This is a genomic window from Pseudomonas sp. GW456-12-1-14-TSB6, assembly GCF_059424205.1.
On record NZ_JBWKZE010000039.1, the window covers coordinates 1 to 25,716 of the forward strand.

Consider the following 25,716-nt stretch of genomic DNA (forward strand, 5'->3'; position numbering starts at 1 on the left):
GCCCCGCAGCCCCCGCATGACCCCGATAGACGCGACAAATCGTCCGACGCCTGCCGCTGGCCGGCGTAATTTGAGTACCCGCAGGCTTTGCTGTTAAATAGGCAGTGTGTCGCTACGCCCCGTTTTCCGGGCCTGCGCATAGGCTGATGCCGGGTACGTGTCCAACGCCTCTTTATTGTTCCGAAGCGAACCGTGCGCCTTCAGCTCTTCCTTGTGAGCCGTCATAACGTGAGTCAATAAAAATGTTGAAAATCGTCCACCTGCTAATGGGCGCAGCAGCCTTGCTGCTGTCCTTCATACCTAGCCTGAAGTCCGAAGCGGTACCTTACCTGCAACAACCCGATGCACTTTACCTGGCCTTTTTCGGCCTGCTGAACCTGATCCTTGCGCCAGTCATCCCTTACTGGAACAAAGGTCCGCGCCAGCATCTGCAAAACCTGGTCAGCGCCTTGCTGGTCCTGACCGTCGTCCTGCAAACCCTGACCCTGATCGCGCCGATGCCTGTCATCGCCGGCCAGCCAGCCGTGCTGTTCAGCCTGGTGATCGCACTGGTCGCTGTGGTTTTGCACCTGGCCGTCAGCTTCTACAAATCCTCACCGGCCGCCGCTACGCAAAGCTACGACATGAGCAATCGCGATACCGGCACCGTCAAGTGGTTCAACACCTCCAAGGGCTTCGGTTTTATCTCCCGGGATTCCGGCGATGATATTTTCGTGCACTTTCGCGCCATCCGTGGCGAAGGCCACCGTGTTCTGGTCGAAGGCCAGCGCGTGGAGTTCTCGGTGATGAACCGTGACAAGGGCCTGCAGGCCGAAGACGTGATCGCCGCCCTGCCGCGTCGCTGATTCACGTCTCCCGCAATAAAAAAACCGCGTACAGCCTGGCTGTTCGCGGTTTTTTTATTCACGGGAGCACGCCCGCGCACTTCTCAATAGTGTGGCGGCGGTGCGTCTTCTTCGAAAGAACCGAACTGGCCCACCATCTCTTCCTGACGCTTGAGTACAGCTGCCATCTGCAATTGCAGACGCTCAACCACCCGCTGCTGCTCCACCAGCACATCGTTCAATGCCTGAATGGTGTCATCCTGAAACGCCAGGCGACTTTCCAGCTCGGTAACACGTTGTTCGAGGCTCATCACTCAGCCCTCCAGAAAGGTGAAATCTTCGTCCAGCACCAGACGCAGGCGCTCGCGGATCGCAGCCACTTGCTCGGCACTGTAAGGCCTGGCGGGGTGCTTGCCCCAGACCGGCGCCGGCCAGGCGGCATCGTCCCGTTTACGCACGATCACATGCATATGCAGCTGGCTGACCACGTTGCCCAGAGTCGCGACATTCATCTTGTCGGCGTCGAAGGAATCCTTGAGCACCTCGGCCAGGGCCGTGGTTTCCTGCCACAAGCGCTGCTGGTCGGCGACATCCAACTGAAACAACTCGCTGATATCGTCGCGGCGAGGCACCAGGATGAACCACGGGTAGTTGGCGTCGTTGGACAACAGCAGTCGACAAAGCGGCAAATCGCCGATGGTCAGGGTGTCCTGTTGAAGTCGTGAATCTAAAGCAAACACTGCGCGCACTCCCGGCGGTTGACCTGTTTTCAGCTTAGCGCCCCACTGCGAAAGCAGCGCGCCAAACGACTGGACGGCAGCATACCTGCGATTGGAGTGACCTTCACGGCGAATGCGCCACGGCAAGGAATCTTACGCGCCCTGCAAAGTGACATTTGTGGCACGAGCGCACCAGAACAGAACCAGCACTGTATTCGAACGCGGGAAATGACCTGTTCAGGAAGCAACGTTTACGCACCATCGACGGCTCAACTGTATGAATTCAGTACAGCCATTGAAATTTTTTGCACCAAAACCGCACAGCACGTCTACGCTCAGTGCGTCGGGCATCCGCCGAATACTCACCGACGGGGTGAACCGGTAACGTTTTTGGTTGTCGCGTAGCGAAAACTCAAGGAGCAACACCATGCGAAGGATGGCGTCAAGCCTGATTGACAGGCCCTCGAAGCCCCCGGTTTTATGAGGTTTTTACAGCGTCAGACGAGCGCTCTGAAAAAAACCGGAACAATTCAGCGGTTTGTGCACGCTTGTTGCATTCATACCCATATGGACTATAAGCGCACCACAAGAAGTGGATGCCTTGAGCCCCATAAAAACAGTGGCAGGGTTGCCCGATGGAGATTCAAGCGTTTTGCCAAGGGACTCTTTTTTACCGATGCTCAAGCTCTGTAAAACAGCGCTGAAGTTGTCAGTCCCATTGCATTTGGACTGTAAATTTGCGACATCTACCAAGCCGTTTGCGACACGCTCGTAAAGAAGCTGAAAGGTTGGATTCGCAAGTATCGCCAACATGGTCGGCGTGATATAAGTTTGCGCCGACACAAAAAGAAAGAGCCGCCCAGATAATAAAACAGGTGGGACGGCAGTACTCTTCTAAAACCAAAGGAGCAAATCACGATGCGCGTGATGAAGTGGAGCATGATCGCACTGGCAGTTGCTGCAGCAGCCAGTACTCAAGTGGCTACGGCCGCACCGTTTGTAAGTGACCAGGCTGAAGCGAAAGGCTTCGTTGAAGACGCGAAAGCTGACTTGCTGATTCGCAACTATTACTTCAACCGCAATAACAAAGACGGCGGCAACGACCAGAAAGACTGGACTCAGGGTATCTGGGGCAACTTCAGCTCCGGTTACACTCAGGGCACCGTGGGTGTAGGCGTTGACGCTTTCGGTTACCTGGCAATCAAACTGGACGGCGGTGATGGCACCGGCGGTACCGGCAACATGAGCCGCGACGCTGACGGTCACGTCAACGACAGCCAGGGCAAAGCCGGCGCAGCCGTGAAATTCCGCGTATCGAAAACCGAGCTGAAAGTCGGCGACATGCAGCCAAGCACCGCTCCGGTATTCGCTGTAGGCGGCTCCCGTATCCTCCCGCAAACTGCCAGCGGTTTCCAACTGCAGAGCAGCGAAGTCAAAGATCTTGACCTCGAAGCCGGTCACTTCTACTCGTCGACCAGCCAGGATCGCAACTCCCGTGAAGGCGACCTGTGGGCCAACTATGCTGGCGTTACAGCCAACACCATCGACTACTTCGGCGGCAAGTACGGCATTACCGACAACCTGACCGCATCCCTGTATGGCGCGAAGCTGGAAGACGTCTGGAATCAGTACTACGCGAACGTGAACCTCACCACCCCATTCGGTGGCGACACTTCGTTGAACACTGACTTCAACATCTACCGCACCACCGACACCGGTGACAAGGAAGCAGGCGACATCAGCAACACCACCTTCTCCCTGGCAACCGCACTCTCCTTCCTGAAGGCGCACACCATTACTCTGGCCTTCCAGAAAGTTAACGGTGACACGCCATTCGACTACGTCGGTGTGGGCAAGAACAACCGTGGCGGCGACTCGATTTTCCTCGCCAACTCCATCCAGTACTCTGACTTCAACGGTCCGAAAGAGAAATCTGCCCAGATCCGTTATGACCTGAAAATGGCCGAGTACGGCGTGCCTGGTCTGAGCTTCATGACCCGTTACGTTAAAGGCTGGGATATCGATGGTACCGGTCTGGCCGCCAACAGTGTTTACCGTAAATCCAACGGTGATCCACTCTACGGCGCTGATGGCAAACACAACGAAACCAACTTGGAAGTCAAGTACGTTGTTCAGTCCGGCCCGGCCAAAGATCTCTCCTTCCGCGTTCGTCAAGCATGGCATAACGCCAACGCTGACCAAGGCGAAGGCGACATCAAAGAGTTCCGTCTGATCGTTGACTACCCGCTGTCGCTTTTGTAATCGCACCGAGTTAGTTGCGGTAACAAAACAAAAAGGCCCATCTTCGGATGGGCCTTTTTTATTGCCTGTCACTTGTAATAGATGCCTGACCGATAAGTCAGGCAATTAATTAGCAACCTATCATTACACTGCCGATTCCTGAACCACACGAATCACTCGTTGTGGAAAAGGAATATCAATGCCTGCAGTCTTTAAACGATCACGCGACTGTTCGTTAAACATGAACATCACATCCCAGTAATCCGCAGTTTTAACCCATACCCGCAGGGAAACAGTGATCGAACTGTCACCCAGTGTCGAAATAACGGCCTGAGGTGCCGGATCCTGCAACACGCGATCATCCTTGGCCAGATCCAGCAGCACCTGACGGGCCTTTTGCAGATCGGCTTCGTAATCCACACCTACGTCGAACACAACCTTGCGGGTCGGCTGACGGTTGGTGTTGGTGATGATGCCGTTCGACAGGTTGCCGTTCGGGACGATGATGGTCTTGTTGTCGCCAGTGCGCAGCACGGTGTGGAAAATCTGGATGCTGTCGACGGTACCCGCCACACCCTGAGCTTCGATCCAGTCACCGATGCGGAACGGACGGAACAACAGAATCAGCACGCCGCCGGCGAAGTTCGCCAGGCTGCCCTGCAACGCCAGACCGATGGCCAGGCCGGCCGCACCGATTGCCGCGACGAACGAGGTAGTCTCGACGCCGATCATCGACGCCACGCTGACGATCAGCAGCACCTTGAGAATGATGTTGGCCAGGCTGCTGATGAAACCTTGCAGCGCCAGGTCGGCATTGCGCAGGGCCAGCAGGCCGCCGAGCTTTTGCGTGACCTTGTTGATCAGCCACCAGCCGATGGCCAGGGTGATCACCGCCAGCAGCACACGGCTGCCGTATTCCATGATCATCGGAATCCACGCCTGGGATGCCTTGACCAGGTTGTCCACCTCAGCATTCAAATCCATGTTTTATCTCCTGATTGCCGGCTTCCCGGGCTGTAAAAACCAGCGGCAGAAAGACCGAACCGAACAGGGCTCAATCGTTTCTGCCGTTGCTTGGGCCTCGGACGCATTAAACGCCGAGAGGTTCCCGACCGAAAAGCTTAGTCGCGGAAGTTGTTGAACTGCAGTGGCATGCCGAATTCCTTGGCACGCAGGGCCGCGATGGCTTCCTGCAGGTCGTCACGCTTCTTGCCGGTCACACGCACCTGCTCGCCCTGGATGGCGGCCTGCACCTTGAGCTTGGCTTCCTTGATGTGGCCGACGATTTTCTTCGCCAGTTCCTTGTCGATGCCTTCCTTGAGGACGGCGTCCTGCTTCATCAGCTTGCCCGAGGCGAAGGAGTCTTTGACTTCCAGGCACTGCACGTCGATCTTGCGCTTGACCAGGGCCAGCTTGAGAATCTCGATCATCGCTTCCAGCTGGAAATCGGCTTCAGCGGTCAGGTGGACGGTCAAGTCCTTTTCCTTGTATTCGAAGCTGCCCTTGCCTTTCAGGTCATAACGACGATCGAGTTCCTTCACGGCGTTCTCGACCGCGTTGGTGAGTTCGTGTTTGTCCAGTTCGGATACCACGTCGAACGACGGCATGTAAGTTCTCCAATAAAAAGGCGCGCTCGTACGGGACGCGGCGCGCTTGGCTTGCGGTTAAAATCGGGCTCATTATAACGGGTCTTTTCCCACCGACACGGCGAGCCTTGCATGCCTGTACCTTACCGAGTGAAAAACTGATGTCCACCCCCTGGCATGTCCTGGGCGCCGGAAGTCTCGGCACGCTCTGGGCCACACGCCTGGCCCGTGCCGGCCTGCCGGTTCGGTTGATCCTGCGCGACATTGACCGCTTGCACGACTATGCAACAGCAGGCGGCCTGACTCTCGTCGAACAAGGCGTGGCCAGCAGCTACGCCATCCCCGGCGAAACCCCGGACAGCCCCGGCCCCATCCGCCGCCTGCTGGTGGCCTGCAAGGCCTACGACGCCGAAGCGGCTGTGGCCGGACTTGCCCACCGTCTGGCAGCGGACGCCGAACTGATCCTTTTGCAGAACGGCCTCGGCAGCCAGGAAGCGGTCGCCGCGCGAGTCCCGCAAGCCCGCTGTATCAGCGCCTCCAGCACCGAAGGCGCTTTCCGCGACGGCGACTGGCGCGTGGTGTTCGCCGGCCATGGCTACACCTGGCTAGGGGACGCCGGTCATCCGGTAGCACCGATCTGGCTGGACGATCTCGAGGCGGCGAAAATCCCCCATGAATGGAGCGCCGACATCCTCACCCGTCTGTGGCGCAAGCTGGCACTCAACTGTGCAATCAATCCGCTGACGGTGCTGCACGACTGCCGCAATGGCGGCTTGCAGCAACATCACTGCGAAGTCGCCACCCTGTGCGGCGAACTGACCGAACTGCTCGAACGCTGCGGGCAACCGGCCGCGGCGGACAATCTGCAACAGGAAGTCGAACGGGTGATCCAGGCCACGGCGGCGAATTTCTCGTCCATGTATCAGGACGTGGCCAGCAAGCGCCGCACCGAGATCAGCTATCTGCTTGGGCATGCCTGCAAGGTTGCAGAACGTCATCAGTTAAACCTTCCGCATCTGAAGCAATTGCAGGAGCGCCTGAGCGCTCATCTGCACAGTCTCGGATTGCCCGTCGACTGAGCAGCGGCTACGCTGGCCACTTGTTCCTTTGCTGCGATAAACCTGATGCCATTGCGCCAGCGTCTTGAAAACCTGCCGGTCGGCCAGAAACTGCTGGCCGCCCTGCTGGTGCTGTTGACCACTGTGTTGCTGGTCGCCAACCTGACCTTTATCAGCGCCGCCTATTACATTTCCCAGGAAAGCATGGCGCCCCAGGCGTTGCAGACCATCGGCCGGCTGGTGTCGAACCCGAGCCTGGTGGCCGACGCCTTGCAGTCGCCACAAAGCGCCGAGCGTCTGCTCAAGGAACTCGACAGCTATTCCCCGCTGCGCGCCGCGGCTCTGTACGACGGCAAAGGCGAACGTCTGGCGCAGTTGCAGCATGGCGACAAACTCAACCTGCCGGAACGCTACCGGCACATCGAAGCCTGGCAACTGACCGAGTTTCGCAGCAACCAACTCATCACCCTGCCCCGCCCCGGCACTGCGCCAGGCCATCTGTTACTGGTGGCCAGCAGCGAGCTGCCGGTGGCGTTCTACACCGGCACGCTCACGGCGAGTCTGGGGATTCTGATTTTCAGTGTGCTGCTGTGGCTGGTCATCGCCCGGCAGATCAAGCGCCTGATCACCCGGCCGATCCATCAGCTCGAAGAACTGTCCCGCCAGGTCACCCGCGAAGAGAACTACGCCCTGCGCGCCTCCCGGGGTAACCATGACGAAATCGGCAGCCTGGCCGAAGCATTCAACACAATGCTTTCGCGTATCGAGGCCCGGGAACAGCAACTCAAGCGCGCCCGCGACGACTCCCAGGCGGCCTACGATCAGGCCCAGGGTCTGGCTGAAGAAACCCGCCACACCAACCGCAAGCTGGAGCTGGAAGTCCAGGTGCGCAGCAAGATCGAGAAAAAACTCACCGGGTTCCAGAACTACCTCAACAGCATCATCGACTCCATGCCCTCGGCGCTGATCGCCCTCGACGAACAGCTCTACGTCACCCAATGGAACCAGGAGGCCAGCGCGCTTTCCGGCACACGACTGGACGAAGCGCTGAACCAGCCGATCTTCCTCGCCTTCGAGCCGCTCAAGCCGTTCCTCCCGCAACTCAAGCAGACCGTAGAGCAACACACGGTGGCGAAAATCGAACGGGTGACGTGGTTCAAGGACGACGAGCCCAAACACTACGCCCTCACCTTCTACCCGTTGATGGGCGGTGCCGGGCGTGGCGTGGTGATCCGGATCGACGACATTACCCAGCGCCTGTCGCTGGAAGAAATGATGGTGCAGTCGGAGAAAATGCTGTCGGTCGGTGGCCTCGCCGCCGGCATGGCCCACGAGATCAACAACCCGCTGGGGGCGATCCTGCACAACGTGCAGAACATCCGTCGACGTCTGTCGCCTGACCTGCCGAAGAACCTCGAGCAGGCCGAGCAACTGGGCATCGAACTCGATACCGTGAACCGCTACCTGCAAGGCCGGGAAGTCCCGCAACTGCTCGACGGCATCCAGCAGGCCGGCGCCCGGGCGGCGAAAATCGTCACCCACATGCTAAGTTTCAGCCGCCGCAGCAACCGCCAGATGGCGCCGTGCGACCTGCCGGCGCTGATCGACCAAGCGGTGGAAATCGCCGGTAACGACTTCGACCTGGCCATCGGCTTCGACTTCAAGGGTCAGGCGATCATTCGCCAGTTCGACCCGGCGCTGGGCCCGGTGCCCGGCACTGCCAACGAACTCGAACAGGTGCTGCTGAACCTGCTGAAAAACGCCGCGCAGGCGATCCACCAGCGCGAAGATGACAGCGAACCAGGGCGAATCACCCTGCGCACCCGGCTCAATCCGCCATGGGCCGAGATTCAGGTCGAGGACAACGGCATCGGCATGAGCGAGAACGTACGCAAGCGCACCTTCGAGCCGTTCTTCACCACCAAGGAAATCGGCCAGGGCACGGGCCTCGGGCTGTCGGTGTCGTACTTCATCATCACCAACAACCACAAAGGCCAGATGGAAGTACAGTCGGCGCCGGGGCAAGGCACCTGCTTCACCCTGCGTCTGCCGCTGGCGCAACCGGCGCCCATCGCCGCCGAAACCAATCAACTACCGAGGTAAACCATGGGCTTTCGCTTGTCGAAGATCTACACCCGCACCGGCGACAAGGGCGAAACCGGACTCGGCGACGGCCGCCGGGTGCCCAAGGATCACCCGCGCATCGAGGCCATTGGCGAGGTCGATACGCTGAACAGTCAGGTCGGTGTGCTACTGGCCGGGTTGATCGCCGAGCGCGAAACCTGCCCCGGACTGAATGAACTGATCGACGTGTTGGCGCCCTGCCAGCATCGGTTGTTCGACTTAGGCGGTGAACTGGCGATGCCGGAATATCAGGCGCTGAACACGGCGGAAATCGAACGGCTGGAAGCCGCCATTGATGTATGGAACGAGGAATTGGGGCCGCTGGAGAATTTCATTCTGCCGGGCGGTTCGATGCTGATTGCCCAGGCCCATGTCTGTCGCAGCCTGGCGCGCAGTGCCGAACGGCGTTGCCAGCATTTGAATGCGATCGAACCGTTGGCCGGAGTTGGTCTGGCGTACATCAATCGCTTGTCGGATCTGTTGTTTGTGGCGGCCAGGCTGATCGCCCGGCGCCAGGGTATTGCCGAGATTCTGTGGCAACCGGCGGCGAAACCCACAGAGGTGTAGCGCCTCTAAGTCAGTCATCGCTGGCAAGCCAGCGATGAGGCCTGAGCCTCTTATAGAGCCTCAGGCCAGAACGCCCGAATCCCCGCCACACCCTGAGCTCCGGCATCCCATGCTTTTTCGCGTTCAGCCGGACCGACTCCGCCCAGCAGAAATACCGGCTTGCTGAAACCTTCGATCAGCGTCGATGCCTGCTCCCAGCCCAACGGCTGCGCATCCGGGTGAGTCAGGGTCGGCTGCACCGGCGACAGGGTGACGAAATCCACGCCCATCTGCTCGGCCAGTGCCAGTTCTTCAGCGTTATGGCAGGACGCCGCCAACCAGCGCTCCGCCGGCAGCGGGCGCCCCGCCGCCGCGTATTTGCGCAACTGCGCAGAAGTGATGTGCCAGCCGGCCGCCGGGAAATCGCCCAGCCACTCGAACGGGCCCTTGATCATCAACTGCGCCTTGCCGGCGCACAGGCCGACCGCATCCACCGCCAGATCGCGGTACTTCGGGTCATAACCATTGGGCGCACGCAGCTGGATCAGCTTGATACCGCCGGCAATCGCCTTCTGGATACCGCGCAGCAAGGCCGGGGTTTCCAGGTCTTCCGGGGTGATCAGGTATTCGGCTGGCAGACGCGCCGCCGCGACGATCGGCTGGTTGGCCGCCGGGAATTCGTAATCCGTCAGCTCTCTGGCGGAAACCCAGGCCAAAGGCTGGCCTTCGACACCATGAGGTTCGCCGGTGAAGCTCGACACTTCCCAGACATCCAGCAACACCTGCTTGTCCGGGTAGTCATGACGCACCTTGATCAGCGGCCGAGCGGCGCCGACGACGATGCCCAACTCTTCGTGCAGCTCCCGAGCCAGCGCGGTTTGCACCGACTCGTCGGCTTCGACCTTGCCACCGGGAAATTCCCAGAGGCCGCCCTGATGCTGGGTATCGGCACGCCGGGCGATCAGAATCTTGCCGCTGTCGTCACGAATGACGGCGGCGGCGACGTGTACACGTTTCACGACTGCAATTCCTCCAGTCCTGCCTTTTGCCAGGCCTTGAAGGCCGGCCATTGGTAGACGGTTTCAACATAGGCTTGATCATCAGCCGGCAACTTCACCTGATAGGTGCGCAGGCGCACGGCAATCGGGGCGAAGAACGCATCGGCCAGCGACACCCGACCAAACAGGTAAGGGCCAGGCTCGGTTGCGACGGCGCGGCATTCGGCCCACAGCGCGAGCATGCGTTCGATGTCGACCTTCACTTCCGGCGGCACCGGGTTGAGCGGCGCGTCGTGGCTCAGATTGAACGGCATGTGGTTGCGCATGGCGAAAAAGCCGCTGTGCATCTGCGCGCAGGCGGATCGCGCCTGGGCTCGGGCGAAGATATCGGTCGGCCAGAGTTGCTCGGAAGGAAACTGTTCGGCCAGGTATTCGGCAATCGCCAGCGAATCGGCAATGGTGCCGCGGGCGGTTTTCAGCAGCGGCACCTTGGCGGTCGGCGAATGGGTAAGCAACCGCTCGCGGGTGTCGGGCTTGCCGAGTTTGACCAGTTCTTCGGTGTAGGGCGCGCCGGTCAGTTCAAGCGCCAGCGCCGCGCGCAGGGACCAGGAGGAAAGCAGTTTGTCGCCGATGATCAGGTGAAGGCTCATGTTCGGGTCCTTTCATGGGACAGAAGAAAAGGAGGTCCGCAGACCTCCCTCTTCGGCAGGGATCAGGTGCGGTATTCGGCGTTGATCTTCACGTACTCGTGGGACAGGTCGGTGGTCCAGATGGTTTCGCTGCAATCGCCGCGACCCAGTTCGATACGGATGGTGATTTCTTCCTGCTGCATCACTGCCGAACCCTGGGCTTCGGTGTAGGTCGCGGCGCGGGCGCCACGGCTGGCGATGCACACTTCGCCGAGGAATACGTCGATCTTGCTCACGTCCAGATCCGGCACGCCGGCACGACCAACGGCAGCGAGGATTCGGCCCCAGTTCGGGTCGGAGGCGAACAGCGCGGTCTTGATCAGCGGCGAGTGGGCCACGGTGTAGCCAACGTCCAGGCACTCCTGGTGATTGCCGCCGCCGTTGACTTCAACGGTCACGAATTTGGTCGCACCTTCGCCGTCACGCACGATGGCCTGGGCCACATCCATGCACACCTCGAACACGGCCTGTTTCAGCTTGGTGAACAGCTCGCCTTCGGCACGGGTGATTTCCGGCAGCGCAGCCTTGCCGGTGGCGATCAGCATGCAGCAATCGTTGGTCGAGGTGTCGCCGTCGATGGTGATGCGGTTGAACGACTTGTTGGCGCCGTCCAGGATCAGGTTGTGCAGCACGTCGCGAGAGACTTTGGCGTCAGTGGCGATGTAACCGAGCATGGTCGCCATGTTCGGACGGATCATGCCCGCGCCCTTGCTGATGCCGGTGACGGTGATGGTCACGCCGTCATGCTGGAACTGGCGGCTGGCGCCTTTCGGCAGCGTGTCGGTGGTCATGATCCCGGTGGCGGCGGCTTCCCAGTTGTTTTCCGACAGGTCGTCCAGCGCGGCCTGCAGGGCGCCTTCGATCTTCTCGACCGGCAGCGGCTCGCCGATCACGCCAGTGGAATACGGCAGGATCTGGCTGGCATCCACGCCGGTCAGTTCAGCCAGTTTGGCGGTGGTGCGCTCGGCGGCAGCCAGGCCCGGTTCGCCGGTGCCGGCGTTGGCATTGCCGGTGTTGGTCAACAGGTAGCGCACAGCGTTCTGCACGCGTTTCTTGGCCAGGATCACCGGCGCTGCACAGAAAGCGTTCAACGTAAACACGCCCGCCACGGTGGAACCTTCGGCGCAACGCATCACGACGACATCCTTGCGCCCCGGGCGCTTGATGCCGGCCGAAGCGATACCGAGTTCAAAACCGGCAACCGGGTGCAACGTTGGCAAAGGACCAAGACCAACAGCCATGAATGCGCTCCTTACTCAATGATGTCAGCACCGCCAAGCGTAGTGACGGTGGTGTAAATGGCAAAACGCCGCGACGGCTGGTGCCGGTCGCGGCGCGGGTATTTCAGCGATTGAAACGGGTTTTACTGGATCTGCCCGTGGCAATGCTTGAATTTCTTGCCCGAACCGCAGTAGCACAGTTCGTTGCGGCCCAGCTTCTGCTCGTTGCGCACCGGGGCGGTGGCAAGGGCCACGTCGACCTCTTCACCGACCAGTGCTTCCGGTTGATCCAGACCTGGCGCTTCAGCATGTTCGAACTGCATGCGGGCGGCCAGTGCTTCGGCTTCCTGACGCAGGCGTTGCTCTTCCTCGGCCGGATCTTCGCGGCGAACCTGAACGTGCGACAGCACACGGATCGAGTCGCGCTTGATCGAATCCAGCAGCTCGGAGAACAGCGTGAAGGACTCGCGCTTGTATTCCTGTTTCGGGTTTTTCTGCGCATAACCACGCAGGTGGATGCCGTGACGCAGGTGATCCATGGTCGACAGGTGGTCTTTCCACAGGTCGTCCAGAACGCGCAGCACGATCTGCTTCTCGAACGAACGCAGGGCTTCGGCGCCAGCCTGGTCTTCTTTCTCGTTGTAAGCGGCGATCAGCTCGTTCATCAGCTTCTCGCGCAGGGTTTCTTCGTACAGGTGATCGTCTTCGTCGAGCCACTGCTGGATCGGCAGCTTCACGCCGAAGTCGCTGGCGATCGACGCTTCCAGACCGGCCACGTCCCACTGCTCTGGCAGCGATTGCGGCGGAATGTGCGCGCTGACGGTGGCGTTCAGCACGTCCTGGCGGAAATCAGCGATGGTTTCGCCGATGTTGTCCGCAGCCAGCAACGTGTTACGCATGTGATAGATCACTTTACGCTGTTCGTTGTTGACGTCGTCGAACTCGAGCAGCTGCTTGCGAATGTCGAAGTTGCGGCCTTCAACTTTGCGCTGCGCTTTCTCGATGGCGTTGGTCACCATGCGGTGTTCGATGGCTTCGCCAGGCTGCATGCCCAGGGCTTTCATGAAGTTCTTCACCCGGTCGGAGGCGAAGATGCGCATCAGGCTGTCTTCCAGCGACAGGTAGAAGCGGCTGGAACCGGCGTCACCCTGACGGCCGGCACGGCCACGCAGCTGGTTGTCGATACGACGGGATTCGTGACGCTCGGACGCGATCACCTGCAGACCGCCGGACTCCAGCACTTGCTGGTGACGCTTCTGCCAGTCGGCCTTGATCTGGGCGATCTGTTCAGGGGTCGGGTTTTCCAGCGACGCGACTTCAACTTCCCAGTTGCCGCCCAACAGGATGTCGGTACCACGACCGGCCATGTTGGTAGCGATGGTCAGGGCGCCCGGACGACCGGCCTGCGCGATGATTTCAGCTTCTTTTTCGTGGAACTTGGCGTTCAGAACCTTGTGTTCGATGCCTTCCTTCTCGAGCAATGCGGACATGTGCTCGGAGGTTTCGATGGTGGCAGTACCCACCAGCACCGGACGGCCGGCGGCCATGCTTTCCTTGATGTCGTTGACGATCGCCGCGTATTTCTCTTCGGCCGTCAGGAACACCAGGTCGTTGTAGTCCTTACGGGCCAACGGTTTGTTGGTCGGGATCACGATGACCTGCAGGCCATAGATCTGATGGAATTCGAACGCTTCGGTGTCGGCGGTACCGGTCATGCCGGACAGCTTTTCGTAGAGGCGGAAGTAGTTCTGGAATGTGGTCGATGCCAGGGTCTGGCTCTCGGCCTGGATGTTCAGGTTTTCCTTGGCCTCGATGGCCTGGTGCAGGCCTTCGGACAGACGACGACCGGGCATGGTACGACCGGTATGTTCGTCGACCAGCACGACCTGACCGTCCTGCACGATGTATTCGACGTTGCGATGGAACAGCTTGTGCGCACGCAGACCGGCATAGACGTGAGTCAGCAGGCTCAGGTTGTGCGCCGAATACAGGCTCTCGCCCTCGGCCAGCAGACCAATGCTGGTCAGTTGGTCTTCGATGAACTGGTGACCGGCTTCGTTGAGTTCGACCTGACGGGTCTTCTCGTCAACGGTGTAGTGGCCTTCCTGGGTGACTTCGCCTTCGACTTCTTCGACGTGCAGCTTGAGTTTCGGGATCAGCTTGTTGATCTCGATGTACAGCTTGGAGCTGTCCTCGGCCTGACCGGAAATGATCAGCGGGGTACGCGCTTCGTCGATGAGGATGGAGTCGACTTCGTCGATCACGGCAAAGTTGAGTTCGCGCTGGAATTTCTCGTCCATGCTGAACGCCATGTTGTCGCGCAGGTAGTCGAACCCGAATTCGTTGTTGGTGCCGTAGGTGATGTCGGCAGCGTAGGCGGCGCGCTTCTCTTCCGGCGGCTGGAACGGCGTCACGATACCGACGCTCAGACCGAGAAATTCATACAGCGGACGCATCCAGTTGGCGTCGCGGCGGGCCAGGTAATCGTTCACGGTCACAACGTGCACGCCCTTGCCGGACAGCGCGTTGAGGTAAACGCCCAGGGTACCCACCAGGGTCTTGCCTTCACCGGTGCGCATTTCGGCAATCTTGCCTTCGTGCAGGGTCATGCCGCCGATCAGCTGGACGTCGAAGTGGCGCATGCCCATGACACGCTTGCCGGCTTCGCGGGCGACCGCAAAGGCTTCCGGCAACAGCTTGTCGAGGGTCTCCCCCTTGGCAATGCGGTCCTTGAACTCTGCGGTCTTGGCGCGCAGTTGATCGTCCGAGAGGGCGACCATCTTCTCTTCGAAGGCATTGACGAGCTGCACCGTCTTGAGCATGCGTTTGACTTCACGCTCGTTCTTGCTTCCAAAAAGTTTCTTTAACAAAGGCGCAAACATATCGGCAGGATCTTCCACACTAAAGGGATGGAGGGCGGCCCCGTGAGTCGCCCGTGCAGCCCTCATGGCCGCATGCGAACGAGCATTCTACCCGGAAACGGTGGTGAGGAAAGTGGGGATATTCCACGATGCTGGCACTGCGCTTTGACGGGGCTCACTTAAAATAGGGGCGTTTTGCTCAACTTCAAGCCGTACAGGGAAGAAGTTAGTCGTTGATTTAATGGGCAAAGCAGGGACAAAAGCAATGGGCGAGTGAAACGGGTGCCATCTGCTACCATGGCGCCTCTGTCACTTCAGGTTCTAGATCATGGCATTTCGCCCTCTCACAGCCAGAGCGCCCGCCGTTCTGCTACGCGAAGCCAGGCCGTTGAAAGCCATCCTCGGTCATGCCCAGCGCCTGGCCCATCTGCAACGTCTGCTCGAAAGCCAGCTGCAACCTGCCGCTCGCGCGCACTGCCACGTGGCCAAGTGGCGTGAAGGCGAGCTGCTGCTGATCGTCACCGACGGCCATTGGGCCACACGTCTGCGCTATCAGCAGAAACGCCTGCAACGGCAACTGCAGATGTTCGATGAGTTCGCCAATCTGACGCGGATCAGGTTCGCCGTGCGCCCACCGACCCTCCAGCGCGAGGCGAACGGGCCGACGATCGACCTGTCGACGGATGCGGCGGCGACCATCCAGGCCACCGCCGACGGGATCAGCGATCCGAATCTGCGAGCGGCACTGGAACGACTGGCCGCCCACGCCAAACCTAAACCCTGAGCCTTGGTTGATCAGCGGCGTTTGCTGCCCCCGAGCAATGACCCCATCAGACCACGCACCAACTGTTTACCCAGCGAATTCGCCGCCTGACGCATCGCCGACTTGAGCGCCTGCCCCGCCGCCGTCCCGAGGAATTCTCCAGCCTTGTCCGCCAGGCTCGGCTCTTCAGCGGCCGGTTTGCCCGGTGCCGCTTCCGCCTCCGGCGCCAGTCCTTTGCGACCCATCAGGATTTCATAGGCCGACTCGCGATCGATCGGCTTGTCATAACGGCCCTTGAACGGCGAACCGGCAATCAGCATCGTGCGTTCGGTCTCGGTCAACGGCCCGATTCGTGATTGCGGCGGCGCCACCAGCACTCGCTGAACCATTTCCGGTGTGCCCTTCTCTTGCAGCGTGCCAACCAGTGCCTCGCCAATCCCGAGCTCGGTGAGTACCGACAATGCATCGAACGCCGGATTCGGCCGGAAGCCGTCCGCCACCGCCCGCAGGGATTTCTGTTCCTTGGCGGTGAACGCGCGCAGGCCGTGCTGAATCCGCAGCCCCAGTTGCGCCAGCACGTCGTCCGGCAGATCGCCCGGCGACTGAGTGACGAAATACACGCCCACACCTTTGGAACGGATCAGCCGCACCACTTGCTCCAGCCGCTCCTGCAAAGCCTTGGGCGTGTCGCCGAACAACAAATGTGCCTCATCGAAAAACAGCGCCAGCAACGGTTTGTCGGCATCGCCGCGTTCCGGCAATTGCTCGAACAGCTCGGCCAGCAGCCACAGCAGGAAGGTCGCGTAGACCTTCGGCGCCTCATGTACCAGACGACTGGCGTCGAGCAAATGAATGCGTCCGCGACCATCGGCGGTCGGCTGCAGAATGTCCTCCAGTTGCAGCGCCGGCTCGCCGAACAACGCCTCGGCGCCCTGCTGCTCCAGCGTCGCCAGACGCCGCAACAGCGCCTGGCTGGAGCCGGTGGTGAACAGCGCCGCGTCTTCGCCCAACAGCTGCGGATTGTCCTTGAGGTGATTGAGCAGCGCTTTCAGGTCTTTGAGATCCAGCAGCAACAGGCCTTCGCGATCCGCCACCTTGAACGCTGCATACAGCGCCGACTGCTGGCTGTCGGTCAGCTCCAGCAGGGCGCCGATCAGCAGCGGGCCCATTTCGCTCAGCGTGGTGCGCAACGGATGACCGGACTGACCGTGAATGTCCCACAAGGTCACGGGATACGCCTGAGGCTTGTGATTGAGCCACGGCATGCCGGCGATGCGCTCGGCAATCTTGCCCTGGGGATTGCCGGCAGCACCGAGGCCGCACAGGTCGCCCTTGACGTCGGCGGCGAACACCGCGACGCCGGCGTCGCTGAACGCCTCGGCCAGGCGCTGCAAGGTGACGGTCTTGCCGGTACCGGTGGCCCCGGCCACCAGCCCGTGACGGTTGGCCAGGCGCATGGCCTGGGCGATCGGTTGCCCGGCGAGGTCGGCGCCGATTACGAGTTGCAAGGAGTCAGGCATTTGGTCACCCAATGGTTAATCTTTGTCGAGCATGGCCGATAGCTAAAGGTGACAGATGCGACTGACATCCGCATCGGAGATTTCCCTAAGGAGAAGCGGAAATACCTGCTTGTACTCATCAAGCCCACCTAGCGAGCATCTATAGAAGCACGCCCTGAATAATAAGACCTTAGCGGAACCCCAAGCCATGAACAAAAATCTGCGTTTCAGCCATAAAATTTTGCTTGCCGCCGCCCTCATCGTCATCGCCGCCTTCGCCTCGTTCACGCTGTACAACGACTGGTTGCAACGCAATGCGATCCGCGAGGACCTGGACAATTACCTCAACGAGATGGGCGAGGTCACCGCCGACAACATCCAGACCTGGCTCAGCGGGCGCATCCTGCTGATCGAGAACGCGGCACAGAACATCGCCATCAATCCCGAGCCTGCCGCCGTCGCCAGCCTGCTGGAACAGAAAGCCCTGACGTCGACCTTCATGGCGTCCTACCTGGGCGATGCCACCGGGCACTTCACCATCCGCCCGGATGCGAAGATGCCGGACGGTTTCGATCCACGGGTTCGCCCCTGGTATAAAGGTGCGGAAAGCAGCAGCACCTCGACCCTGACCGAACCGTACATCGACGCGGCCACCGGCCAGACCATCATTTCCATCGCCACCGCCGCGAAAAAGGCCGGCCAGAGCGTGGGCGTGGTGGGCGGCGACCTGAGCCTGCAAACCCTGATCGACACCCTCAGCGCCCGAGATTTTTCCGGCATGGGCTACGCGTTCCTGGTCAGCGCCGACGGCAAGATCCTGGTGCATCCGGACAAGGCCCTGGTGATGAAGTCCCTGAAGGAAGCCTATCCGCAGGACACCCCGCGCATCAGCAGTGACTTCACTGAAGTCACCGTCGACGGCCAGACCCGCATCGTCAACTTCACCCCGATCAAAGGCCTGCCGTCGGTGAACTGGTACATCGGCCTGTCGGTGGACAAAGACAAAGCCTTCTCGATGCTCAGCGAATTCCGCACCTCGGCCGTGATCGCGACCGTGATTGCAGTGGCGATCATCATTGCCCTGCTCGGCATGCTGATCCGCATCCTGATCCAGCCGCTGCATGTCATGACTCGCGCCATGGAAGACATCGCCGACGGCGAAGGCGACCTGACCAAGCGCCTGACCATCCAGAACCAGGACGAATTCGGCGTGCTTGGTACCGCGTTCAACCGTTTCGTCGAGCGTATTCACGGCTCGATTCGCGAAGTGTCGTCGGCCACCGGCCAGGTCAACGAAGTCGCTTTGCGGGTAGTCGCCGCCTCGAACTCGTCGATGTACAACTCCGACCAGCAAGCCTCGCGTACCAACAGCGTGGCGGCGGCGATCAACCAGCTCGGCGCCGCCGCCCAGGAAATCGCCCGCAACGCCGCCCAGGCCTCGACCCAGGCCAGCGACGCCCGTGGCCTGGCCGAAGACGGTCAGCAAGTGGTGGAGCGCAGCATCAAGGCGATGAACCAACTGTCGAGCATGCTCAGCGCCTCCAGCAGCAATATCGAATCGCTGAACAGCAAGACCGTGAACATCGGCCAGATTCTGGAAGTGATCACCAGCATTTCCCAGCAGACCAACCTGCTGGCGCTCAACGCGGCCATCGAGGCAGCGCGTGCCGGGGAAGCCGGGCGCGGATTTGCGGTGGTGGCGGACGAGGTGCGCAACCTCGCCCACCGCACCCAGGAATCGGCGCAACAGGTGCAGACCATGATCGAGGAACTGCAAGTCGGCGCCCGCGAATCCGTCAGCACCATGAGCGACAGCCAGCGACACAGCCAGGACAGCGTGGACATCGCCAACCTCGCCGGCGAGCGCCTGAACAGCGTGACCCAGCGCATTGGTGAAATCGACGGCATGAACCAGTCGGTGGCGACCGCGACGGAAGAGCAGACGGCGGTGGTCGAGTCGATCAACGTGGATATCACCGAGATCAACACGCTGAACCAGGAAGGCGTCGAGAACTTGCAGGCGACGTTGCGTGCCTGTTCGGATCTGGAGCAGCAGGCTTCGAGATTGAAGCAACTGGTTGGCAGCTTCCGGATTTAAAGCCGTTCTGTCGGTCGTTTTCGTCGTTCACAACTGTCCGACGAAGACGACCGACAATCCTTCCGAAACCGACCTTGCGCCCCACCGCGAAACCCCGACCGAACATCTATTCTTGATAAAGGTCAACCAAGGGAGATTACTGCGGAGGGACGTTCACCGTGCATATCGCTGACATCACCATGTTCTACGCCCCGGCCAGCGGCGGCGTGCGCACCTATCTGGATGCCAAGCACCGTCGGCTGGGGGTCAAGCCCGGCATCCGCCACAGCCTGCTGATCCCCGGGGCGGATTTTGGTGAGTCTGACGGCGTTTATACGGTTCCCGCCCCTGCCCTGCCCTTCGGCAAGGGCTATCGTTTTCCCCTGCGCCTGGCCCCTTGGCGAAACGTCCTGCAGGATCTGCAACCCGATCTGATCGAAGTCGGCGACCCGTACCTCACCGCCTGGGCCGCGCTCGATGCACGGCGACAACTGGATGTGCCGGTGATCGGTTTCTACCACTCGGACCTGCCACTGCTGGTGGGTAACCGCATGGGCCATTGGGTCACGCCGAATGTCGATGCGTATGTGCGCAAGTTGTACGGCAATTTCGACCGGGTGCTGGCACCCAGCCAGGTCATGGCCGACAAGCTCAGCAGACTGGGGGTGCGCAACGTATATGTGCAGCCGTTGGGCGTTGACCTGCAAACCTTCCACCCGGATGCCCGCGACGCTGGATTACGCGCCGAGCTGGGGATCGCCGAGGACACGCGCCTGCTGATCTTTGCCGGTCGCGGTTCCAAAGAGAAAAACCTGCCGGTGCTGCTCGACTGCATGAAACGCCTGGGCCCGCGTTATCACTTGTTGCTGGTCGGCTCGTCGATGCCGGCGTCCGTCCCGGACAATGTCAGCGTGATCGATCGGTTCTGCCCGGCCGCCCAGGTCGCGCGGTTGATGGCCAGCGCCGACGCGCTGATCCATGCCGGCGATCAGGAAACCTTCGGTCTGGTGATCCTGGAGGCCATGGCCTGCGGGATTCCCGTGGTGGCGGTGGCGGCCGGGGCGTTCGAGGAAATCGTCAGCGAATCCTGCGGCCTGCTCTGCGCGCCGAACAATGCGCAAGCCATGGCCAATGCCGTGCGCGAACTGTTCAGTCGCGGGACTGACGTAATCGGTCGACAGGCACGCCAACATGTCGAACGGCATTACGCCTGGGACACGGTGGTCGACAGCCTGCTGAGCCATTACCACGCGGTACTCGGCGATTCGGTTCCTCGGGTGGCCAATGGCTGAATTTCAAGAACGCCCGGCGGTAATGCTGGTGCTGCATGACGTAGCGCCCTCTACATGGGCCGATTATCGAGGGTTCGTCGAAGCCGTTGACCGGTTGGGCAACGTCCCGATGACGTGGCTGGTGGTCCCGGACTTCCATCGCCACGATGCCCTTGAGGCCCACCCGGAGTTCTGTCGCATGCTCGACGAGCGCGTCGCCCGCGGCGATGAACTGGCCCTGCACGGCCACTTTCATGAGGACACCGAGCCCGGCCCGCGCACCGCTCGCGACTGGTTCATGCGGCGGGTCTACACCCATGAAGGCGAGTTCTATCAGTTGTCCCGTGAAGCCGCCCTCGCCCGACTGCGCCCGGGCATCGATCTGTTCCGACGCCACGGCTGGCCACTGCACGGTTTCGTCGCCCCGGCCTGGTTGATGAGCGCCGGCACGCGCGAGGCACTGCGCGAATTGCCGCTGCGCTACACCAGCGATCCGCAGCATCTTTATCACTTGCCGGATTTCGCGGCGGTCGAGGCCCCGGGACTGGTGTGGAGCGCGCGCAGTGCCTGGCGTCGCGGGGTGTCGAAGATCGTCAGCGAACAGCGTGAGCAGCGCTGGCGTCAGGCGCCGGTGATTCGTCTAGGCTTGCACCCGGTGGACATGCGCCACCGCTCTTCACGGGATTACTGGTGGCGCACCCTTGAACGACTGCTGGCGGACGGACGCGTGCCCATGACCAAAATCGACTGGCTGACACGCCAGCGCACTCAAGCCGAGCGTGCCGCTTGAGTCGCGGCATTCTGTTGCTGATCGGCCTGTTGGTGGCCGTGGCGGTGCCCGTCCTGCTCGGCGGCGGCGAGACTTGGGAGCGCTTGCAGGCTTTCCCGCTGAATTGGCTGTTGATCATGTTCGCCATGGTGCTGCTGTGTTGGGGCATCAACACTTTGCGCCTGCGGCTGCTGCTCGGCGATCAGCGTGACCGGGTCACGCCCGTGAAAAGCCTCGGGGTGGTGATGGCCGCCGAATTTGCCTGGTGCGCCACGCCCGGCGGCAGCGGTGGGCCGTTGACGATCATGGCGCTGCTGGCCCGCAGCGGCGTGCGCCCGGCCCGGGGCAGCGCCGTGTTTGCGATGGATCAGTTGAGCGATCTGCTGTTCTTCCTCTGCGCCCTGAGCGGGATCCTGATTTACGCGCTGTTCCAGCATCTGAGCGATCGTATGGAATGGCTGCTGATTGTCAGCGCCGTGTCATTGTCCGGGGGCTTGCTGAGCTGCATATTGGTCGCGCGCTTTCACCGCCGTTTGATCCGCTTGAGCGGACGACTGCTGGCCGGGATGAACATCAAACCGCGAACTCGACGGCGCTGGGCGCGGCAGTTGCTGCACTTTCTGGCAGCTTTCACCGATGCGCTGAAGTTGCCGTGGCAGACATTGATCAAGGTGTTCGTCCTGACCTGCGTGCATTGGTCGCTGCGTTACAGCGTGCTGTATCTGGCGTTGCGCGGTCTGGGGGCGGATGTGCAGTGGGCCTGGACGTTTCTGATCCAGATGCTTTCGCTGGGGGCGGGGCAATTCAGCCTGTTGCCGGGCGGTGCCGGTGCAGCGGAATTGACCTCGGCGGCGCTGCTGGCGCCAATGGTCGGCAAATCGACCGCGGCGGCGGCGATCCTGATCTGGCGGGTGGTGACGTATTACTTCTATCTTCTGGTCGGTGGCCCGGTGTTTCTATTGATGCTGGGCCGGCCATTGCTGAAAAAACTGCTGAGCGTCAGACAGGCTTCTTGAGGTCATCCTCTTCGTCCTTGAGTTGTTCCCACAGTTCGGCAGCACCGGGAAACTCCGTGCCGTCCTCCGGGCTCAGGTCATCCGGGTCATAGCGGCTCAAGCAGCCTTCGCCCAAGGTGGCGGGTGCCTTGGAAGTGGCTTTGTCCAGTGGATCGCTCATCGGTCATTCCTCACGGTCCATGGATCGCTCCCACGCTCTGCGTGGGAGCGAACTTGAATCAGAACACCACGGTCTTGTTGCCGTGCACCAGCACGCGGTCTTCCAGGTGATAGCGCAGGCCACGGGCCAGCACCATCTTCTCGACGTCACGGCCGAAACGCACCATGTCTTCGATACTGTCGCTGTGGCTGACGCGGACCACGTCCTGCTCGATGATCGGGCCGGCGTCCAGCTCTTCGGTCACGTAGTGGCAGGTCGCACCGATCAGCTTCACGCCGCGCATCGAAGCCTGGTGGTACGGCTTGGCACCGACGAACGACGGCAGGAAGCTGTGGTGAATGTTGATGACCTTGTGCGCGTATTCGCGGCACATGTCCGGCGGCAGGATCTGCATGTAACGCGCCAGCACCACCACTTCGGCGTCGTGCTGCTTGACCAGACGCGACACTTCGTCGAAGGCCGGTTGCTTGTCCTGCGGATTGACCGGCACGTGGTAATAAGGAATGCCGTGCCACTCGACCATGCTGCGCAGGTCGTCGTGGTTGGAAATCACGCAGGAGATCTCGCAATCGAGCTCGTCGCTGTGCCAGCGGTGCAGCAGGTCGGCCAGGCAGTGGGATTCGCGGCTGGCCATCAGCACCACGCGTTTTTTCTGCTCGGTGTCGGTGATGCGCCAGTCCATCGAGAACTCTTCGGCGATCGGTGCAAACTTCTCGCGCAACACCTCGATACCGAAAGGCAGGGAATCGGCACGGATTTCGTGACGCATGAAGAACCAGCCGACCTGGTTATCCGAGTGGTGGCTCGCTTCGGTGATCCAGCCATTGTGGGCCGCCAGAAAGTTACTGACTTTGGCAACGATGCCAACGCGGTCCGGGCAAGAAATCACCAGCCGAAAAGTGCGCATGAGGGGGAAACTCCAGAACTTCGCAAAGGCGGCCATTCTAGCGACTGCGCGGGAAAACTGCAGTATTGATGACCCTCGGAGGCTCACGGCAGCCCGTCGCAGCTTTTTTGACGCTGGTAAACGCCAGAATGATGGCGCAGCAATAGCCATGCATGAACAGACTGATGTGAATATCTGTGAAGACTCCATCACATTATTTAACTGAACATTCAATTCAGGGCTTTTCAACGTAACTAATTCAAATAAAAACCCCGGTTAAATGTTTACTTGATGAAACAGCCTGACTATTATTGCCGCACTGTCCCCTGCCATCGCGCACTCCCACATAAGGTAGTAATCATGTCCTTGATCAACGAATATCGTGCCACCGAAGAAGCTATCAAAGAGCTGCAAGCCCGTTTGAAGAACCTGTCGCAAGACGACAAACTGCAAGCCGAGCTGGAATTCGAAGGCAAACTGCGCACACTGATGGGCGAATATTCCAAATCCCTGCGCGACATCATCGCGCTGCTGGATCCAGAGTCCAAAACCAAGGCTCCACGTGGCGGCGCAGCCAAAACTACCGGCACCAAGCGTGCTCGCAAAGTTAAACAATACAAAAACCCGCACAACGGCGAAGTCATCGAAACCAAAGGTGGCAACCACAAAACTCTGAAAGAGTGGAAAGCCAAGTGGGGCGGTGACGTGGTTGAAGGCTGGGCTACCCTGCTGGGCTAAGCCGCAACCCTTGTCGCAGAGCGCTTCTGTGACACAAAAAAACGCCAGCGAATGCTGGCGTTTTTTTATGCCCGGCATTCAAGCTCCGGACATGTTCGATTTCAAAGATTCAAACGTTTGCGCAATGCCTGGACATAGTTCTGCCATTCAACCAGCACCTCGGCCTGCATCGGCGCAGCACTAACCCGCCATTGCTCCATGGCCTCGGCAAAAGATTGCAAGGTATTAGGCGCCCCCCACTCCGGCTCGGACAGGCGTTGCCGACAAAAGATTTTCCAGCGCTCTTGCTCTTCGAAATTCAACGTATCGGGAAAGTTACGTGCTCGATATCGAAACAACAATTCAGGCAAACGTTCATCATCGAACGGCCATTGCTCTCGCGCCAATTGAGCAGGATCGGTCGCCCTCACTTGCTCACATAAACGACGATCGCGATCACCGATAAATCCGTCGTACAACTGTTGTTCGGGATCTTCACTCGAGGCGAAATCTTCGCTGGCATAAATCGCCGAGACTTTATCTTTCCAAACTTGTTGTGCGTCACTTAGTCGCAATGTACGCGCCTGATACAACGCCATGTCCAGACCCAGACGCTGCTGATCGTCAGCACGCAGCACCGCCAACGGCGCCACCACCGGGCACTTGTTGATGTGGATGAGTTTGAGCGGCACCGGCAACTCGCCTTCGGCCAGATCGTCACGGCGGGTATACAGGCGCTGACGCAATGTTTCGGCATCCAGGTCGAGCAGACCCTGCGGATCCAGGTGCAGATCACACACGATCAGCGCGTTCTTGTTGCGCGGATGCCAGGCCAGCGGCAGCACCACGCCGACATAACTGCGCGCAGCGGAGAAGCGTCCGGAAATGTGCACCATCGGCTGCAACAGGCGAATCTGGTCCATGACCTTCTGTTTGCTGCGCAGCTGGAACAGCCAGTCATACAGCTTCGGCTGCTTCTCGCGGATCAACCGGGCCAGGGCGATGGTGGCGCGTACGTCCGACAACGCTTCGTGAGCATTGCCGTGGTCGATGTTGTTGGCGGCGGTCAGACGTTCGAGCTTGAGCGTCACCTTGCCTTCGTCGTCGGTCGGCCAGACCAGCCCGTCCGGGCGCAATGCGTAGGCGGCGCGCACCACATCGATCAGATCCCAGCGACTGTTGCCGCCCTGCCATTCACGGGCGTAGGGATCGAAAAAGTTGCGGTACAGGCTGTAGCGGGTCATCTCGTCGTCGAAGCGCAAGGTGTTGTAACCCGCGCCGCAGGTACCGGGAGCCGCGAGCTGGGCGTGGACCCGGGTCATGAAGTCGGCTTCGCTCAAGCCCTGTTCGGCGAGGCGACTCGGGGTGATGCCGGTGATTGCGCACGCCGCCGGGTGCGGCAGGATGTCTTCGCTGGGCTGGCAGTAGAGATTGACCGGCGCGTCGATTTCGTTGAGTTCGTGGTCGGTGCGGATCCCGGCCACCTGCAACGGGCGGTCGCATCGGGGATTGATGCCGGTGGTTTCGTAGTCGTACCAGAAAATGGAAGTCACGGGCGGTTCCTGAACTGAAGATCGGCAAAGTCTAGGCGTTCGACTGCTGTCGCGGCCAGCACCGCATCATTCAGTCACCTTTGGTTGAAAGATGTGTATGACATAGTTATGTCGTTTCCCCCCGAGAGACTGCTAGCAT

General features: G+C 60.4%; 23 protein-coding genes and 1 pseudogene. 12 read left to right on the forward strand and 12 right to left on the reverse strand.

Translation table 11 applies throughout. The annotated features are described in order from the left end of the window. The first annotated feature begins 242 nt into the window (after window positions 1-242). The gene (locus tag AC07Y2_RS25815; RefSeq protein ID WP_011335647.1) at window positions 243-845 is read left to right on the forward strand and encodes a cold-shock protein; all 603 of its coding nucleotides are present in this window, start codon (window positions 243-245) and stop codon (window positions 843-845) included. Window positions 846-928: 83 nt separating this feature from the next. Here the strand turns inward: AC07Y2_RS25815 and AC07Y2_RS25820 are convergent, their stop codons facing one another. Then, window positions 929-1,135: a SlyX family protein gene (locus AC07Y2_RS25820; protein ID WP_007951214.1), complete on the reverse strand. Its 207-nt coding sequence runs from the start codon at window positions 1,133-1,135 to the stop codon at window positions 929-931. Between the two features lie 3 nt (window positions 1,136-1,138). After that, window positions 1,139-1,564, reverse strand: a complete 426-nt coding sequence (locus AC07Y2_RS25825; RefSeq protein ID WP_103387190.1) for an HIT family protein — start codon at window positions 1,562-1,564, stop codon at window positions 1,139-1,141. Between the two features lie 897 nt (window positions 1,565-2,461). Between AC07Y2_RS25825 and AC07Y2_RS25830 the strand changes: the two genes are divergently transcribed. Beyond that, window positions 2,462-3,805 carry an OprD family porin gene (locus tag AC07Y2_RS25830; protein WP_103387191.1) on the forward strand — a complete coding sequence of 448 codons (1,344 nt, stop codon included), beginning with the start codon at window positions 2,462-2,464 and terminating at the stop codon, window positions 3,803-3,805. 123 nt (window positions 3,806-3,928) lie between these two features. Here the strand turns inward: AC07Y2_RS25830 and AC07Y2_RS25835 are convergent, their stop codons facing one another. Both AC07Y2_RS25835 and AC07Y2_RS25840 read right to left on the reverse strand, forming a co-directional pair. Beyond that, the gene (locus AC07Y2_RS25835) at window positions 3,929-4,768 is read right to left on the reverse strand and encodes a mechanosensitive ion channel family protein (protein ID WP_007951217.1); all 840 of its coding nucleotides are present in this window, start codon (window positions 4,766-4,768) and stop codon (window positions 3,929-3,931) included. A gap of 137 nt (window positions 4,769-4,905) precedes the next feature. After that, complete coding sequence (locus AC07Y2_RS25840; protein WP_011335651.1) at window positions 4,906-5,391, reverse strand: YajQ family cyclic di-GMP-binding protein; 486 nt, start codon at window positions 5,389-5,391, stop codon at window positions 4,906-4,908. Window positions 5,392-5,531: 140 nt separating this feature from the next. Here AC07Y2_RS25840 and AC07Y2_RS25845 point away from each other — a divergent pair, with 140 nt between their 5' ends. The 3 genes from AC07Y2_RS25845 to AC07Y2_RS25855 are packed head-to-tail and all read left to right on the forward strand — an operon-like array spanning window position 5,532 to window position 9,119. After that, window positions 5,532-6,449, forward strand: coding sequence for a putative 2-dehydropantoate 2-reductase (locus AC07Y2_RS25845; protein WP_085667951.1), 918 nt, complete (start codon window positions 5,532-5,534; stop codon window positions 6,447-6,449). A 45-nt stretch (window positions 6,450-6,494) separates the two neighbouring features. Beyond that, window positions 6,495-8,531, forward strand: coding sequence for a sensor histidine kinase (locus AC07Y2_RS25850; protein ID WP_039765991.1), 2,037 nt, complete (start codon window positions 6,495-6,497; stop codon window positions 8,529-8,531). A gap of 3 nt (window positions 8,532-8,534) precedes the next feature. Beyond that, window positions 8,535-9,119: a cob(I)yrinic acid a,c-diamide adenosyltransferase gene (locus tag AC07Y2_RS25855; RefSeq protein WP_039765988.1), complete on the forward strand. Its 585-nt coding sequence runs from the start codon at window positions 8,535-8,537 to the stop codon at window positions 9,117-9,119. A gap of 50 nt (window positions 9,120-9,169) precedes the next feature. On the opposite strand, the gene AC07Y2_RS25860 is transcribed toward AC07Y2_RS25855, so the two are convergent. The 4 genes from AC07Y2_RS25860 to secA form a co-directional block, all read right to left on the reverse strand. Beyond that, the gene (locus tag AC07Y2_RS25860) at window positions 9,170-10,117 is read right to left on the reverse strand and encodes a Nudix family hydrolase (RefSeq protein ID WP_103387192.1); all 948 of its coding nucleotides are present in this window, start codon (window positions 10,115-10,117) and stop codon (window positions 9,170-9,172) included. Beyond that, on the reverse strand, window positions 10,114-10,746 hold the full coding sequence (locus AC07Y2_RS25865) for a glutathione S-transferase family protein (protein WP_103387193.1): 633 nt from the start codon (window positions 10,744-10,746) through the stop codon (window positions 10,114-10,116). The genes AC07Y2_RS25860 and AC07Y2_RS25865 overlap by 4 nt, the downstream gene beginning before the upstream one ends. 62 nt (window positions 10,747-10,808) lie before the next feature. Continuing rightward, the gene (argJ, locus tag AC07Y2_RS25870; protein ID WP_039765981.1) at window positions 10,809-12,026 is read right to left on the reverse strand and encodes a bifunctional glutamate N-acetyltransferase/amino-acid acetyltransferase ArgJ; all 1,218 of its coding nucleotides are present in this window, start codon (window positions 12,024-12,026) and stop codon (window positions 10,809-10,811) included. A gap of 122 nt (window positions 12,027-12,148) precedes the next feature. Further along, window positions 12,149-14,887 (reverse strand): preprotein translocase subunit SecA, encoded by a 2,739-nt coding sequence (secA, locus tag AC07Y2_RS25875; RefSeq protein WP_103387194.1) that lies wholly within the window; start codon window positions 14,885-14,887, stop codon window positions 12,149-12,151. 307 nt (window positions 14,888-15,194) lie between these two features. Between secA and AC07Y2_RS25880 the strand changes: the two genes are divergently transcribed. After that, window positions 15,195-15,650, forward strand: a complete 456-nt coding sequence (locus AC07Y2_RS25880) for a DUF721 domain-containing protein (protein WP_039765977.1) — start codon at window positions 15,195-15,197, stop codon at window positions 15,648-15,650. 11 nt (window positions 15,651-15,661) lie between these two features. Here the strand turns inward: AC07Y2_RS25880 and AC07Y2_RS25885 are convergent, their stop codons facing one another. Further along, the gene (locus tag AC07Y2_RS25885) at window positions 15,662-17,149 is read right to left on the reverse strand and encodes a helicase HerA-like domain-containing protein (RefSeq protein WP_039766209.1); all 1,488 of its coding nucleotides are present in this window, start codon (window positions 17,147-17,149) and stop codon (window positions 15,662-15,664) included. Window positions 17,150-17,336: 187 nt separating this feature from the next. Here AC07Y2_RS25885 and AC07Y2_RS25890 point away from each other — a divergent pair. The 5 genes and pseudogenes from AC07Y2_RS25890 to gpgF form a co-directional block, all read left to right on the forward strand. Further along, window positions 17,337-18,368 (forward strand): annotated as a pseudogene (locus AC07Y2_RS25890) (HAMP domain-containing protein); the annotation flags it as partial. 93 nt (window positions 18,369-18,461) lie between these two features. Continuing rightward, the gene (locus AC07Y2_RS25895; protein ID WP_371855245.1) at window positions 18,462-19,226 is read left to right on the forward strand and encodes a methyl-accepting chemotaxis protein; all 765 of its coding nucleotides are present in this window, start codon (window positions 18,462-18,464) and stop codon (window positions 19,224-19,226) included. A 158-nt stretch (window positions 19,227-19,384) separates the two neighbouring features. After that, window positions 19,385-20,497, forward strand: coding sequence for an N-acetylglucosaminyl phosphatidylglycerol synthase (gene gpgS / locus AC07Y2_RS25900; RefSeq protein ID WP_103387196.1), 1,113 nt, complete (start codon window positions 19,385-19,387; stop codon window positions 20,495-20,497). Then, on the forward strand, window positions 20,490-21,266 hold the full coding sequence (gene gpgD / locus AC07Y2_RS25905) for an N-acetylglucosaminyl phosphatidylglycerol deacetylase (protein WP_103387197.1): 777 nt from the start codon (window positions 20,490-20,492) through the stop codon (window positions 21,264-21,266). The genes gpgS and gpgD overlap by 8 nt, the downstream gene beginning before the upstream one ends. Beyond that, the gene (gene gpgF, locus AC07Y2_RS25910) at window positions 21,263-22,261 is read left to right on the forward strand and encodes a glucosaminyl phosphatidylglycerol flippase (RefSeq protein ID WP_103387198.1); all 999 of its coding nucleotides are present in this window, start codon (window positions 21,263-21,265) and stop codon (window positions 22,259-22,261) included. The genes gpgD and gpgF overlap by 4 nt, the downstream gene beginning before the upstream one ends. Here gpgF and AC07Y2_RS25915 read toward each other — a convergent pair. Next, the gene (locus AC07Y2_RS25915) at window positions 22,245-22,421 is read right to left on the reverse strand and encodes a hypothetical protein (RefSeq protein ID WP_007951232.1); all 177 of its coding nucleotides are present in this window, start codon (window positions 22,419-22,421) and stop codon (window positions 22,245-22,247) included. The two genes, gpgF and AC07Y2_RS25915, sit on opposite strands and share 17 nt — an antisense overlap. Window positions 22,422-22,479: 58 nt before the next feature. Continuing rightward, complete coding sequence (gene purU, locus AC07Y2_RS25920; RefSeq protein ID WP_011335666.1) at window positions 22,480-23,328, reverse strand: formyltetrahydrofolate deformylase; 849 nt, start codon at window positions 23,326-23,328, stop codon at window positions 22,480-22,482. 339 nt (window positions 23,329-23,667) lie between these two features. On the opposite strand from purU, the gene mvaT reads away from it, so the two are divergent. Further along, complete coding sequence (gene mvaT, locus AC07Y2_RS25925) at window positions 23,668-24,045, forward strand: histone-like nucleoid-structuring protein MvaT (RefSeq protein WP_007951234.1); 378 nt, start codon at window positions 23,668-23,670, stop codon at window positions 24,043-24,045. 101 nt (window positions 24,046-24,146) lie between these two features. Here the strand turns inward: mvaT and sbcB are convergent, their stop codons facing one another. Then, window positions 24,147-25,577 carry an exodeoxyribonuclease I gene (sbcB, locus tag AC07Y2_RS25930; protein WP_103387199.1) on the reverse strand — a complete coding sequence of 477 codons (1,431 nt, stop codon included), beginning with the start codon at window positions 25,575-25,577 and terminating at the stop codon, window positions 24,147-24,149. Window positions 25,578-25,716 lie beyond the last annotated feature (139 nt).

Bases quoted from the DNA above. Each gene is read 5' to 3' on its own strand.
- AC07Y2_RS25835 (WP_007951217.1), bottom strand. From the start codon at position 4,768: ATGGATTTGAATGCTGAGGTGGACAACCTGGTCAAGGCATCCCAGGCG.
- AC07Y2_RS25915 (WP_007951232.1), bottom strand. From the start codon at position 22,421: ATGAGCGATCCACTGGACAAAGCCACTTCCAAGGCACCCGCCACCTTG.
- secA (WP_103387194.1), bottom strand. From the start codon at position 14,887: ATGTTTGCGCCTTTGTTAAAGAAACTTTTTGGAAGCAAGAACGAGCGT.
- AC07Y2_RS25840 (WP_011335651.1), bottom strand. From the start codon at position 5,391: ATGCCGTCGTTCGACGTGGTATCCGAACTGGACAAACACGAACTCACC.
- argJ (WP_039765981.1), bottom strand. From the start codon at position 12,026: ATGGCTGTTGGTCTTGGTCCTTTGCCAACGTTGCACCCGGTTGCCGGT.
- AC07Y2_RS25855 (WP_039765988.1), top strand. From the start codon at position 8,535: ATGGGCTTTCGCTTGTCGAAGATCTACACCCGCACCGGCGACAAGGGC.
- AC07Y2_RS25850 (WP_039765991.1), top strand. From the start codon at position 6,495: ATGCCATTGCGCCAGCGTCTTGAAAACCTGCCGGTCGGCCAGAAACTG.
- AC07Y2_RS25830 (WP_103387191.1), top strand. From the start codon at position 2,462: ATGCGCGTGATGAAGTGGAGCATGATCGCACTGGCAGTTGCTGCAGCA.
- AC07Y2_RS25895 (WP_371855245.1), top strand. From the start codon at position 18,462: ATGTACAACTCCGACCAGCAAGCCTCGCGTACCAACAGCGTGGCGGCG.
- AC07Y2_RS25845 (WP_085667951.1), top strand. From the start codon at position 5,532: ATGTCCACCCCCTGGCATGTCCTGGGCGCCGGAAGTCTCGGCACGCTC.
- purU (WP_011335666.1), bottom strand. From the start codon at position 23,328: ATGCGCACTTTTCGGCTGGTGATTTCTTGCCCGGACCGCGTTGGCATC.
- AC07Y2_RS25865 (WP_103387193.1), bottom strand. From the start codon at position 10,746: ATGAGCCTTCACCTGATCATCGGCGACAAACTGCTTTCCTCCTGGTCC.
- AC07Y2_RS25885 (WP_039766209.1), bottom strand. From the start codon at position 17,149: ATGCCTGACTCCTTGCAACTCGTAATCGGCGCCGACCTCGCCGGGCAA.
- AC07Y2_RS25880 (WP_039765977.1), top strand. From the start codon at position 15,195: ATGGCATTTCGCCCTCTCACAGCCAGAGCGCCCGCCGTTCTGCTACGC.
- AC07Y2_RS25815 (WP_011335647.1), top strand. From the start codon at position 243: ATGTTGAAAATCGTCCACCTGCTAATGGGCGCAGCAGCCTTGCTGCTG.
- mvaT (WP_007951234.1), top strand. From the start codon at position 23,668: ATGTCCTTGATCAACGAATATCGTGCCACCGAAGAAGCTATCAAAGAG.
- AC07Y2_RS25820 (WP_007951214.1), bottom strand. From the start codon at position 1,135: ATGAGCCTCGAACAACGTGTTACCGAGCTGGAAAGTCGCCTGGCGTTT.
- gpgD (WP_103387197.1), top strand. From the start codon at position 20,490: ATGGCTGAATTTCAAGAACGCCCGGCGGTAATGCTGGTGCTGCATGAC.